Raw genomic sequence first — 13176 nt, forward strand, 5'->3', positions numbered from 1 at the left:
TCACCCCTTTACTGCTCCAGCTGTCATGCCCTCAATAAAATAGTTCTGAAAGCTTAAGAATACGATCAATACTGGTAAAATTGCAAACATGGATCCTGCAATTAATAAATCATAATTATTGCCGTAAGGGGTCAGCAACGTATTCAGGCCAATTGGCAAAGTGAATTGATTGGAGCTCCGGTAAACCATCATGGGCCAGAGCATATTATTCCATGATCCCATGGCACATAAAATCCCCATGGCCGCAAATGCAGGTTTGGTTAAGGGCATCATGATTTTAACACAGATTCCAAACTCTGTGGCTCCATCGATCCTTCCGGCATCCAGTAGTTCCTTTGGAAGAGAAACCATATACTGACGGAAGAAAAAGATAGTAGATGCACTGCATAACCCGGGAAGAATTACGCCGGCAGTGGTATCAATCAGTTTTAAATCGATCATCTCCTGATACAGAGGCAGCATCAAAATCTCAAACGGGACCATCATGGTTGCAATTACCAGAAAGAACAACACATTCTTCAGCCTATAGTTATACATGGTCAGTCCATAAGCTACAAAATAGCAGATAATCAGGGTGAGTACTACGGAAAGCAAAGTCAGTACCATGCTGTTTTTAAACCACATAAAATACTTTTTTGAATCCGCATTCCAGGAAAAAAGATAAGTATAATTGTTAAATGACATTGTGGAAAAATCCAGATTAATGCTGAGCCCCCGTCGGATCAATTCTCTTCCTGGCCGAAAGGAAGCCAGAAAGCCTGCCAATACAGGAAACAGTACCAATAGGCTGAGGAATGCGAAGGCTGCCGTTGACACTGCGGAAAGGAGTTTTTTCTTATTAATATTCATAATTAATTTTCCTCCTTTTTAAAAGTTCCGTTAAGAATCAGCTGAACCACATTTATAATGAGTGCCATACCAAGGAGAGTCAGACCCACAGCTGAGGCATATCCCATCTGATTCTTTTCAATTCCCCTTTTATAAAGATATCCCACAATGGTCAGCCCAATATTTTTTGGCGAAGAATTACCTGCCCACAGCATAAAGCTCTCCAAAAACATGGACAGTCCGGCATAAACACTGATGGTCAGTACGTAGATGGTGGTGGGTCTCAGCAAAGGAATGGTAATATAACGGAATTTGTTCCATGCCGATGCACCGTCTATGGATGCTGACTCATACAGGGTGGTATCAATGCTTTTAAGACCAGACAGAAAATACAGCATATTTACGCCGGTCCACCTCCAGCAGCAAAGGGTTAAAAGCGCGCACATGGCGAATCCTTTTTCTTTCAGCCATGGAATAGGTGCCTTTCCCAGAAAATTTAAAAAGACATTCATCTGACCCGTCGGAAGTTCGGAAAACATCAGGCGGAATAAAGTTCCTGAAATCACCACAGATGTCAGGGCTGGCAAATATAATGCCCCTTTCCATAATCCTTTTGCCTTTACCAGATTGCTGTCCATCAGAACAGCAAACAACATTGGAAACGGAATCAGTAAAGCAATAGAAAAAAACATATAGGTAAGACTGTTTCTGATTGCTGTATGAAACGTGGTATCTTTCAACAGCTTCTCATAATTTGTAAGACCGATCCATTCAATCTGACCCGGAAGAATACTCTGAAAGCTCATTTTAACCGTGCTGAACAGAGGATAGATCCAAAACACAGTAAAACTCAATAAAAATGGCAGCACAAATAGAAATGGAGCTGCTTTTTGCGAATAGAAAATCCGTTTTATTTTCATTCAACCCCCTCCAATGGTGAAGAATAACAGAACTACTGCTCCAATTCCAGATAATCCTGTGCTTCCTTTAAAGCCTCATCCACGTCCTTACCATCCTGTAATACCTGGTTTAAGGTAGTTGTACAGAAATAATCATTAATTGCAGGAGTCATCTTTGTAATACTTAGGGTATTGATTTCTGATTTAATCTCATTTAAAACATCAAAGGGATTTGTCTTAAAAAAGCTTATATATTGATTGGAGGAATCATGAGTTACCGTAGCATCCGTCCATAGGTCTGTATTGCAGACATCAAATCCAAGCTGCTCCCAAATCTGGCGGCTTCCTTCTGTAGAGCACTTGGCATATGTAATAAAATCTGCTGCCAGTTTTGGATCTGAAGACTGTTTCGTCACCACAGTTCCTGTTCCACCAATTCCTACAGACCGGTTCTGACCTTCTTCAAATACCGGCAATGGTGCCAGCGCGATCTTCCCTTTCATTTCAGGCATATAATTAACAAAGCGGCTCATAAACCATAATGCCTTGGGAAAAGAAGCAATATTACCATCCAGGATATTCTGAAACCCTTCTTCCAAATCCACAATTCCAGCTGGTGAGACCATGGCGATACCGTCTTTTAACCAGGCCTGCTGCATGGTAAGCATATTTTTCACAGATTCAAGTTCCACATTCAGGGTGCCGCCCTTACCAGCTGCCCAGTCTTCCCCATATTCAGACATGGCAACTGTCAGCCAGTCAACGCCACCAGTATCCACACTGGTCAGCTTCACCTTTCCGTCTGACGCCTCTTTTAATTTCCTTCCGGCCTCGGTGTAATCATCCCATGTCTTGATTTTTGTATAATCAATTCCATACTGATCCAGTATTTCCGTATTGTAATACATAACCGTAGCTCCTACATGGGTAGGCGCACCATAGTAATTACCATCTTTTGAATAAACATCTAATCTGGAAGGTACCAGATTATTCTGATACGGCTTTATAGCATCGTTTAATGGGTAAAGCTGCACATCTCCCTGAAGAAAGTTCGGAAACTGACCGATCTCCACATCACAGAGATCCGGCGCTCCCTGTCCGGTCTGTAATGCCATAATCAGTTTATTATGCATATCGGAAAATGGATAAGTCGTAAAGGTTACCTGAATCTGACGGTCAGGGTTCTCTTTATTCCACCGTTCCACCATATCCGCGTAAAATGTATTATGCAGCTCGGCAAATGACCACATATTAAGGTGTGTACCGGAATCCGGTCCAACTGTATTCACCACTTCTTTGTTATCTTCTGATGCTGATTCCTGTACATCGTTATTTGCTTTTGGATCTGTTCCTGTTTTGGTACTGCATCCAGATAAAATCATAGCCACCGTTACAGCACCAGCCATAAAAACAGTTAAATTACGCTTCATATCGTTTCTCCTTTACATTATATTAAATTAATATAGTATTTTCTAAACATTTTAGCAAAAAATTACACCTCAAAAGAAAATGCTGGATCCCCTTCTTCATTCCATCTTACTTTCATGATCATCGTATGCCGGTTGGGATCATACAGAGGATTTCCATCTATTTCACCATACTCTCTCCCATGATAGATGCAATAATCAGTGACATTATCTTGTGATTTTACAAAAGAATTATGACCAGGTCCATAGATGTTCTTTGTTTCGTCCGTTACTAAAACAGGCTTTCTGCATTTCTTCCATGCATGAGGATCCATCACATCCCCAGACATATCCAGGGTTAACATGCCCATGCAGTAATTCCTTCCTGTATCACTAGCGGAATAAGTCAGATATATCCTGCCGTCACGCTTTAAAACCGCCGGTCCCTCATTTACCCAGAAGCCTCTTCGCTCCCAGTCATAATCCGGTGTGGACAGCAGGATATGTTCCCCCGACAATCTCCAGGGATTCTCCATCTTAGACAGATACAGCTGAGATATCTTTTTCCCAGTTCCGGTTTTCTCTGCCCAGACCATGTAGTATTCTTTCTCATGCTGAAAAACAGTTGCATCCAGAGAAAAATCCTGAAATGTGAAGAGATCATCCTTTGATGCCTGCATCCTGCCTAACTCGTTCCACTTGTCATTTACAGGATCCGGACCCGTGCACTGCAGCACATAAGGTCTGATCTTCCACTTGTTCTCTCTTTCCCCGGCAGCATAATAGATATACCAGCAGCCATTTAAATAGTGAAGCTCCGGCGCCCATATGTGGAGGCTCTGCTCCCCTCTTTCGTGTCTCCACCATATCACATGCTCTTTTGCAGTCTGTAACCCCGTAACCGTATCTGCACTGCGCAAGATAATCCTGTCGTACTCAGGTACTGAGGCCGTAAAATAATAGGTTCCATCTTCATGTCTGCATATAAACGGATCTGCACGCTGACGTATAAACGGGGTGTTAAATTGGATATCCGATGTATTTGGTCTTTTCATACACTTATCTTTGCTCTTCCTTTCTATTTTTGTGTATATTATACAATATTTTTGTTATGACCTCAAGTATCATTTTAGATACATATGAATTATTTTTGCTTTATCTATATATGAGTGTAATTTTTTTATATGAGACTGATTGGATTAACAGAGTAAATGATATCGGGATTGTAATAACGGAACAATTGATGTAAGATAATACAGCATAACAGTTTATCATACAAAGCATTGAAGTAAATATGACAGAGGAATAGAATTAATATGACAAACCAGAAAGAAAACAGAAACAGCATTATTAAGCAGGGCAGTATTTTAGCCGTTGCATCAATCACAGTACGCATAATCGGGTTAATTTACAGAATCCCCATGGCTAATATTATTGGAGAAAAAGCCATGGGCATCTATTCTGCCGCTTTTGAAATTTATAATATTATACTAATTTTATCTTCATACAGCATGCCGTTGGCTGTCTCAAAATTAATATCTGAAAAACTGATACAAAGAAGATTTAAAAACGCCAACATTTATCTTCTCAACTGTTTTATTTTTTCAATTATTGTAGGCTTAACAGCAAGTCTTTTTCTGTTTTTTAATGCTTCCTGGATTGAAAGCAGCCTGTTAAACAAATACGCGGGAGTATCCAAATCCCTGAAAATATTAGCCCCTACGATTTTTATCGTTTCCGTGATGGGTGTGTTTCGAGGCTTTTTTCAGGGAAAGAGTACCATGGTTCCAACAGCTGTTTCCCAGGTAATTGAGCAGATCATAAATGCAGTTGTCAGTATCGCAGCTGCCAGTTATTTAATCAGCATAAACAGTTCTTCTCCTGAAGTGGCTGCCTGGGGAGCAGCCGGAGGTACACTGGGAACCTGTATCGGAGCATTATCCGGATTACTGTTTCTTATCTTTATATTTGTTTTGTATTCTCCCAATATTCGAAGACAGATGAGAAAATATGATGCAGAACCCACCGACAGTATTAAAATCATATATCAATCCATTTTTATAACGGTAATTCCTATTATATTAAGTCAGACAGTTTATCAGGTTAATGGCGTCATTGATATATCATTGTTTAATAATATCATGGGGCGTAAAGGATTTTCTGAAACTGACATCAGTATTCTGCAGGGTAACTACAGTACACTTTATAAGCTGTTAATCAGTGTTCCCATTGCCATCTCCAGTTCCTTTGGGGGTTCCATGATACCAAGTATTGTAAGCTCACATACCAATAAAAAGTACCATGAGACCAGGAAGAAAATATCAAGCGCAATCCTTTTTAATATGAATATTGCCTTTCCAAGTGCAATTGGTTTAATGGTTCTGGGAAAGCCAGTTTTAAGCATTCTGTTTCCAAGATATAACGTGATATTAGGCGGAAATTTGTTGTTGACCGGTGCATCCGCCATTCTGTTTTATGCTTATTCAACCATAACCAGTTCCACCTTACAAGGAATTAATAAGATGAAAATTCCAGTTATAAATTCAGCAATAGGCCTGGTCATTCATATCGGCGTGGTCTATCTCTGTTTAAATCATTTTAATCTGGGAATATATTCTCTGATTATTGGAAATATCACGCTTCCACTCATCGTAATGATTTTAAATAGCTTCGCTCTGAATAAATATTTGAGTTATAGAGAGAATAAAACCAAGATCTTCCTGAAACCATTTTTATGTTCTGTTATCATGGGAGTGATCTGCTATGCTGTTTATCATGGAATTTATTTCGTTATCAGAATTAATTCTATCTCTGTACTTTTGGCAATCACGGCTTCTGTCTTCGCTTATTTTTATCTGATATTAAAATTCGGGGGAATCAGCGGGGAGGAATTAACGGAATTCCCTGCCGGGCGCACCTTATACCGGGCAGCTGATAAGTTACATTTAATTAATTAACGGTCTAAGAAAGCCTCGCATTGAGAACCAATGCAGAGGCTTTTTCTATACACTAATTTTTTGTTTTTTCATGAAACTTCCGCATACGGCCGCAGACCAGCGCATAGTAAAAATACACGACGAAATACAGTCGCAACTCGATTAGTATAAGCAGGATTTTTTCAGCTGGTGTAAATTCGTTTTTCAGCAAATATTTTTTATTTTTAAATAAGAATTCCTTATTTCTTAGTTTGTATACATTGAAAAGTCCGCCCCAGAACCCGGCTGGATTCTCATAATGGGTTTCATTTCTTATGCTTCTTAGAAATTTCAACTGCAAAGAAGTGCTTAATCTTCCCATAAATCTAATCTCATCATCAAAGAAAATTTCTGCAAATTCCTTCTTAGCTTTGTATACCTCAATTATATTATCCCAGTAATTATTCCAGTATGTAGACCGTTTACTCAAGGAATTAGAGGACATTCTGTTGTAGTGATAGAAGGGTCGATCCGTTATGAATAAGCTGTTTGCCCTCATAAAGGACTGAAGAATCATAATCTCATCTTCATGCAGAAAGACATTTTTGTAAAACTTTATGCCATCTATCATTTCTCTTTTAAACAGGCAGCACCAGATGTAGCCTGTGGTGATTAACTGGTCCTGCTGTATATCACCATATAGAGGAAGAATGTAGCAATCATATAAATCTGAGATTTGGTACAGACCAGCGGGCAAGGGGAGGTTGCATATAATGGCAACTCCATCCTGACGGTGCCTGTAGGCAGAAAAGAATATCAAATCGGCTGATGATCCAATGGCCTCATCATACAGCTTTTCACACATATCCAATTCACACCAGTCATCACTGTCAACAAAACTGATATATTGACCCGATGCATTTTTTAAACAAACTTCTCTGGTTGCAGATAATCCCTGGTTCTTTTGATGAATTAGCTTGATACGCCTATCCTCTGAGGCATACCGGTCACAAATCTCCCCCGATCCATCGGTTGAACCATCATCTACGATTATTATTTCGATATGATCCAATGTCTGATTAATTAAAGATTGGATACATCTGTCTAATGTATCCTTCATGTTGTAAACAGCAACCAGAATGCTTATAAGAAATTCCGAATCCCCTACCCCGTTATTTTCCCCCATGATATCTCCTTTCATAATCACTCATTCCATGATTGATTCGTTCGTTAGCTTCATTTTACAGGTCTTTCAAGATTCAAACCTTAAACAAAATAGGGAGATCGTGTAATATATTCAGAACTTAATTGAAAACCTTTTATTTATTATGTTTCAAAGTCTTTTTGCGATACTCGGTTGGGGAACATCCTTTCACTTTGTAAAATGTATGAGAATAGTAATTGGAATCGTTAAAACCTGCCTTAGCAGCAATATTTCCAATGGTATCATTGGAAGTTACCAGATCTTTTAAGCTTTTTTCAATCCGATATTCCAATATAAACCGAAAGAGAGGAATCTTCATATACTGCTTAAAAATTCTGCAGCATTCCCCTTTACAGATATGAATGTGATCTGCAATCTCTTCTAACGTTATTTTATCACTGTAATTCTTTTCTATGAATGATAAAATGCTTCTGATTCTTTCATAATTGTGTCGTTCAGGTGATGTAATTGTCTGAGTTGTATCATAGTTTAGATATAACACTTTCCAAAATTCAAGTAATTTGATTAAAACGTCTATTTCATAAGTATCCTTTTGTAATTGATGAATGGTGATAATTTCATTCAGAATCTTTATGATCTCTTTGTGCCAGGGCTTAGTTAAATCAAAACAAATAGAGAACAAAGAAAGGTTCTGAATGAACGGGGATACGTATTTTAAGTAGATAATACTGTTTTCATAAGAATAAATTAACCTGGGATCGAATGTAATTGATACATACTCGCAATCCATATTTTCATACATGCGGCCTGTGTGAAGTACTCTTGCATTACCAAAAAGAGCCTCTCCCTGACAAAGATGAAATTCTTCATTATTGATCTCATATATCATCTGCCCCTGAGTAACTAGTGTAAGTTCAATTTCTGGATGCCAATGCCAGAGAAATGAATTTGAGTCATACTTTGATAGTTTTTCATTACTAATTAGTAATGGAAATTGAAAATCCCCATGTTCTTTCAACTCTTTTTGGAATTGATTGGTTAAAATCTGCATATATGTATCCCCCTGGAAATGCAAATCGTATTTTATAGATTCATTATAGCCCAGGGAATACCAAAGAACAACTTGCCTTTTATTTTTCCTTTCCGCGTATGGACAGCCTTTCCTGTACTCCCCGACAGAAATGCATCAGGATTTGATGTGCGCACAACTACAGGTTACATTAATGATATTGTTGTAAAAAAACGTAGAAGCATGAACCGACCTCCCAAATGTTAGATTTCAGATCTAACTTTTAGGGGTCACATCAGCATGCTCTACGTTTTTTTATTTGCCATCCGCTAATAACTGTTTTATAAATGATTCTCGATTATTTACGAACATTTTTAGTATTTGAAAATTCTCTGTTTCCTCATATTCACAAGCATGAATTTCTCCATTATCAAATGACCATATAGAAGAATTTGGTATTGCCAGCAAAATAGGAGAATGTGTGACAATAATAAACTGCGATCCTTTTTTAGCCATTTCAGCAATTTGAATAAGCAACGTTAATTGTCTCTGCATTGATAATGCAGATTCAGGTTCATCTATTATATAGATACCCTCATTTTGAAATGCTTGAAAGAATGACAAAAAACTTTCACCATGAGATTGCTCATGTAACCCCTTTTCTCCGTACAGGCTATTATATTCGATGGCTTTTGTCGCTACATTATAAAAACTTTCAGCGCGAAAGAAAAAGCTGGACAAGGGTCTCTTAAAACCTTTGGATATGCTTATCGCATCGCTTAATTCCGAAGTGTCATTATATGTGCTGAATCTATAATTTAACGTGCCTCCCTCTGGATTAAATCCGTAAGCCACTGCAATTGCTTCAAGCAATGTAGATTTACCCGTTCCGTTTTCTCCTATAAAGAAAGTTATATTATTTGTAAATGAAAGCTCGCTAATTTTATTAATTGATTGAATTTTTCTCAAGTATGAATCTTCTTCAATCATGCTCCAATCAATTTTTATACTGCGAATAAATTTATTATCCATAAATAACCACCTTTAAAATTAAAATCATATATACGGTACACGTCCATATTGTATCATTAAAGAATTTTTCAGTCAATTGTGCTGATAAATTGATGATTTCCATTCATTATAATTATTTCTTTCCCATGATTGAAACAGATAATAACGAAAAAATGACGAACAGTATCGTAATAGTTACATATATCTATTTTAATACGGATAATATGTTAAATTTGTAATACCTTATAAGAACAGATCCGTATTTGATAAGATATAATTGATCATAATCAGCATTATTTATTTTTTCATAGTTTTGATAGCAAGGAAACTTTGAAACAGCGTATCTAAAAACTACTGGGTTGGAAAGGAGTTGAATTAAAAATACAAGAGATAAAAAGCCTGTTGTTTTAGAGACAAAATTTCAAAGTATCTTTAAAATAATTAATCAAAATACAAGGGGGTAATTGAATGAAAAGAACATTTACAAAAAGGCTTTTAACTGTTATATCTGCTATTGCACTTACCGCTTCATCATTAGGAGTTACCCAGGCAGCAACCGCCGACCAGACTTTGTTAAATACATATGGAACCAAATTCCAGAGATCAGGAACCTGTGTAACGCTGGCCCAGTTGCAAAACGCTTCCACCTTAAATCTGATCAAGCAAAGGTACAACAGTATCACGCTTGAAAATGAGATGAAACCAGATGCACTGCTTGGCGGTTCACCTAATTTGATTTCAGTAGCTGAAGCTAAATCCTTAGGATATTACATTCCCAGCAACTATACAGAGGCTACTGTGCCAAGAATCAATTTTAACACGGTTGATAAAGTATTAAAAATCTGTTATGAAAATGGACTGGGAGTTCGCGCCCACACTCTGGTATGGCATGGTCAGACTCCAACCTGGCTGTTCCGCTCAGGCTATAACGCCGGCGCAAATTATGTAGATCAAAACACAATGAATGCACGTATGGAGTTTTATATAAAGACAGTTATGAATCACGTCTATCTGAGTGAATACGGCAGTGTGGTATACGCATGGGATGTTGTAAATGAATATCTGCATTCTCCGGCAAATTCAGATTGGGTAAGAATTTACGGAGGTGTTTCAACAAGTCCGCAATTTGTAAAAAGTGCTTTCCGTTATGCCAATGAAACATTAAGCTATTTTAAACTGACTGATAAAGTCAGCTTATTCTATAATGATTATAATGAGTATATGGAAGCTGACAATATTGTTAAGTTGATTCAGTTTATCAATGCAGAGAAGAAATTATGCAACGGTGTTGGCGGACAGTCTCACCTTGAATCAACGTTCCCAAGTGCTTCCTATTTCAAACAGGCCTATACCAAATTTAAGAATGCTGGGTTAGAGATCCAGATTACAGAATTTGATGCTGGTGCCAAATCTGAATCAGAACAGGCAGCTTATGTATATGACGTTATGAAGGCAGTCTGCGAAGTGAAAAAGGAAGGCGGCAACATTACAGGATTCACCTGGTGGGGAATGTCAGATGATATCTCCTGGAGAAAGGATAAGAGTCCTCTGCTTTTCTCAAATATCTGGACTCCAAAGGCTTCTTATTACAGAACGCTGGATGCATTTACCGATACATTTAATCGATAAATGATATTTAATATACCCATATCGCATCATTCATGCTTCTCCATATTAGAAACAGGGCTGACTTGCAACAGCCCTGTTTCTGTGTTTGTCTTCTAAAAAATCATTATTGAATCTATACACAAGTAATTAAGGTTCTATCCCCCACTGCAGATTTCCCGCCAGGTATGCTGTTATTTTATCACAGTCGGCATAAGACGTGCCGGTTCCCTGATAGGAATAATCATCTGTCTGGATATAATTCGTCCAGTCTGCCTTGGAAAACCTCACCTGTAATTCCACGGATTTACCGGCAGAAAGGGGACCTGATGCTTCGTTAAAACCAATTTCCATATAATAGTCGGCATCACTCTTTGCTTCTTTCATTTTTACAAAAGCACCTGTCACATTGGCAGTTCCCGCGGAAGACCAGTCGCACCAGAACTGCTGTTCTTTTTCTCCATTAATCGTGTAATAATATCTTAATTTAATATCAGAAAGATTGACGTCCCCGGTTCCCGTATTATACAATCTGATTTTTGCTGCAATGCTGCTTACGGTTTCAGCTGTATTCATATGAAACGCCTGGACTTTCAAATCTCCTGTAGGGATAACTGAACTATCTGTTATGGTTATTGTGAAAACAGGATCGTTCCCTCCGCTGAAATCAAAGGTTAATCGTAATTTGCCAACTGATTTACCTGCCAGATAGGAGCTTAAAATAGTAACAGTATTATCGGATACGACATAATCGGTTTCTTTCACCAGCAGATCGGTGCCATTTTTTATATTGTCAAGTGTATTTCCATTGTATATCACGGTCGCTGATACATCCTCAGGATTGTATTTGTCAAAAGTTGCAGTTACCGGACTAATAGAGGAACTGCCTGAGGAACTGCCCGGCTCATTGCCGAATACTTTTACCCCAGCGTCATATACCGGAATATAGGTTGTCTTAACTACTTTTCCAGAAGTTACACCGTCTAATCCGGTATAGGAATAATCATTGGTATGATCCCAGGATGCCATGCTCTCCGGTGCGGCGATTCGAAGCTGGATTTCTTTTTTGTAGGCAGATTGTCCGCCCGGATAAATTTTGACTTTTGTAAAATCAACATTTACATAATAAATATTTTCAGCCTCTGCCCAGGGCAAAAGCCGGGATATGGCCGCTCCCTGGTTGTAACTTGCAGTGATAGTAAAATCGTCAGCTGTATAGCCTTTCTTTACAGCTCCTGTTATATCAACAAAATACTTAAATGATAAATGGTCTCCCATCCTTGCAGGCCATCCCGAGCAATTATTTAATATAGCCTTGATCTCTATAAAATTACTGCCTGAAGCGTTAATTCCAGCTTCCACAAAGTATTCGTCGTTGGTTACTTCTTCGATTGCCTTAAAGTCGGCAATGGGATCTCCGCCGTATTCTCCATAAAGTTTTGCAAGTGCTCCCACGAATCCGGCATTATAGTCACAGGCGACCTCATTATTGATATAGTTATTAATATCATCCGTATAACTGTCGTCTTTATCCGGTCCTCCTACCAGAGCCCCGTAAAGGGTATGCCTGTGGTATGCGGGTACGCTCATGCTGTCCGCCCAGGAACTGTGGGCTGTTCTGTGATGAGGTCTTTTGGGAGAATTTATTCCATAGCCGACCAAAAAACTGTGGCCGCTGCTTCCCAGAGCATAATCAATCTGCTGTTTGGCAAAGTTCTTGTAGGTTTCCACCTTTTTTGCACTGCAGCCTGACCAGTCAGCATAAACGCTGGCTAAAAAAGCTGTGGTGGTGGCATATCTTAAAGAGCCCCAGGTATCCAGCCAGGCAAGCCCCTTTGGCGTATAGGAAATGCGGCTGCCATTATATCCGGTTGTCCAATAATCCAGATGCATTTCCATACTGTTCCTGTACAACTCTTTTCCGGTTAATTTTGCAAGTAGCAAAGTAGCGCCATTATGCACATCATCCCAGCATTGCGCCCATTTATAGGAAATGGTTGTAGATTGAGATTCTGTGCCCCAGTTTGGTACATAGGATTCTGCTTTGTCCAGATAATCGGAATCTTTGGTTGCTATATATAGCCATACACAAGACCAGGACAGTTCATCGTAGAAACCGCTGCTGGAAGTGTAAAAGCCATTGGCTGCGGTATAACCGCTGTCACTTTTAGTTTTGTCAGCAAATGAAAACAGCTCCTTTGCATGTTGAATGCAGGTCTGTGCATAGCTGGAGTCACGATCCGAGTCAATACCACCGGCTTAGCCGGTGGCTTGCTCAACCCCTATAAGGGGTTTATTTCCTGCTTGCGCCCGGAAGGCGCTCCGAAAGTCTGCCTAC

At 38.9% G+C, this 13176-nt stretch carries 10 protein-coding genes; 2 read left to right on the plus strand and 8 right to left on the minus strand.

The window, feature by feature from the left end; all coding sequences use genetic code 11:
- From BXY41_RS12050 to BXY41_RS12065, 4 genes are all read right to left on the minus strand, one after another.
- Positions 1-849: a carbohydrate ABC transporter permease gene (locus BXY41_RS12050; RefSeq protein WP_104437083.1), complete on the minus strand. Its 849-nt coding sequence runs from the start codon at positions 847-849 to the stop codon at positions 1-3.
- Positions 850-851: 2 nt separating this feature from the next.
- Positions 852-1748 carry a carbohydrate ABC transporter permease gene (locus BXY41_RS12055; RefSeq protein ID WP_104437084.1) on the minus strand — a complete coding sequence of 299 codons (897 nt, stop codon included), beginning with the start codon at positions 1746-1748 and terminating at the stop codon, positions 852-854.
- 32 nt (positions 1749-1780) lie between these two features.
- Positions 1781-3157: an ABC transporter substrate-binding protein gene (locus BXY41_RS12060; RefSeq protein ID WP_104437085.1), complete on the minus strand. Its 1377-nt coding sequence runs from the start codon at positions 3155-3157 to the stop codon at positions 1781-1783.
- Positions 3158-3219: 62 nt separating this feature from the next.
- Complete coding sequence (locus BXY41_RS12065) at positions 3220-4188, minus strand: glycoside hydrolase family 43 protein (RefSeq protein WP_104437086.1); 969 nt, start codon at positions 4186-4188, stop codon at positions 3220-3222.
- Between the two features lie 261 nt (positions 4189-4449).
- On the opposite strand from BXY41_RS12065, the gene BXY41_RS12070 reads away from it, so the two are divergent.
- Positions 4450-6090 (plus strand): putative polysaccharide biosynthesis protein, encoded by a 1641-nt coding sequence (locus BXY41_RS12070; protein WP_104437087.1) that lies wholly within the window; start codon positions 4450-4452, stop codon positions 6088-6090.
- A 52-nt stretch (positions 6091-6142) separates the two neighbouring features.
- Here the strand turns inward: BXY41_RS12070 and BXY41_RS12075 are convergent, their stop codons facing one another.
- The 3 genes from BXY41_RS12075 to BXY41_RS12085 form a co-directional block, all read right to left on the minus strand.
- Positions 6143-7234 (minus strand): glycosyltransferase family 2 protein, encoded by a 1092-nt coding sequence (locus tag BXY41_RS12075; protein ID WP_170072327.1) that lies wholly within the window; start codon positions 7232-7234, stop codon positions 6143-6145.
- Between the two features lie 133 nt (positions 7235-7367).
- Entirely contained in the window at positions 7368-8264 is an 897-nt protein-coding gene (locus BXY41_RS12080; RefSeq protein ID WP_104437089.1) for an AraC family transcriptional regulator, read from the minus strand.
- 273 nt (positions 8265-8537) lie between these two features.
- On the minus strand, positions 8538-9254 hold the full coding sequence (locus BXY41_RS12085; RefSeq protein WP_104437090.1) for an AAA family ATPase: 717 nt from the start codon (positions 9252-9254) through the stop codon (positions 8538-8540).
- Positions 9255-9701: 447 nt separating this feature from the next.
- Between BXY41_RS12085 and BXY41_RS12090 the strand changes: the two genes are divergently transcribed.
- A complete protein-coding gene (locus BXY41_RS12090) occupies positions 9702-10862 on the plus strand; it encodes an endo-1,4-beta-xylanase (protein ID WP_104437091.1) in 1161 nt (386 codons plus the stop codon).
- 126 nt (positions 10863-10988) lie between these two features.
- Here the strand turns inward: BXY41_RS12090 and BXY41_RS12095 are convergent, their stop codons facing one another.
- Positions 10989-13088, minus strand: a complete 2100-nt coding sequence (locus tag BXY41_RS12095) for a cellulose binding domain-containing protein (protein WP_104437092.1) — start codon at positions 13086-13088, stop codon at positions 10989-10991.
- Positions 13089-13176 lie beyond the last annotated feature (88 nt).

This window comes from Lacrimispora xylanisolvens (assembly GCF_002934545.1).
Taxonomy (GTDB): Bacteria; Bacillota; Clostridia; order Lachnospirales; family Lachnospiraceae; genus Lacrimispora; species Lacrimispora xylanisolvens.

Coding starts and splice junctions, on each gene's coding strand:
- BXY41_RS12050 (WP_104437083.1), bottom strand. CDS start 849: ATGAATATTAATAAGAAAAAACTCCTTTCCGCAGTGTCAACGGCAGCC.
- BXY41_RS12055 (WP_104437084.1), bottom strand. CDS start 1,748: ATGAAAATAAAACGGATTTTCTATTCGCAAAAAGCAGCTCCATTTCTA.
- BXY41_RS12060 (WP_104437085.1), bottom strand. CDS start 3,157: ATGAAGCGTAATTTAACTGTTTTTATGGCTGGTGCTGTAACGGTGGCT.
- BXY41_RS12065 (WP_104437086.1), bottom strand. CDS start 4,188: ATGAAAAGACCAAATACATCGGATATCCAATTTAACACCCCGTTTATA.
- BXY41_RS12070 (WP_104437087.1), top strand. CDS start 4,450: ATGACAAACCAGAAAGAAAACAGAAACAGCATTATTAAGCAGGGCAGT.
- BXY41_RS12075 (WP_170072327.1), bottom strand. CDS start 7,234: ATGGGGGAAAATAACGGGGTAGGGGATTCGGAATTTCTTATAAGCATT.
- BXY41_RS12080 (WP_104437089.1), bottom strand. CDS start 8,264: ATGCAGATTTTAACCAATCAATTCCAAAAAGAGTTGAAAGAACATGGG.
- BXY41_RS12085 (WP_104437090.1), bottom strand. CDS start 9,254: ATGGATAATAAATTTATTCGCAGTATAAAAATTGATTGGAGCATGATT.
- BXY41_RS12090 (WP_104437091.1), top strand. CDS start 9,702: ATGAAAAGAACATTTACAAAAAGGCTTTTAACTGTTATATCTGCTATT.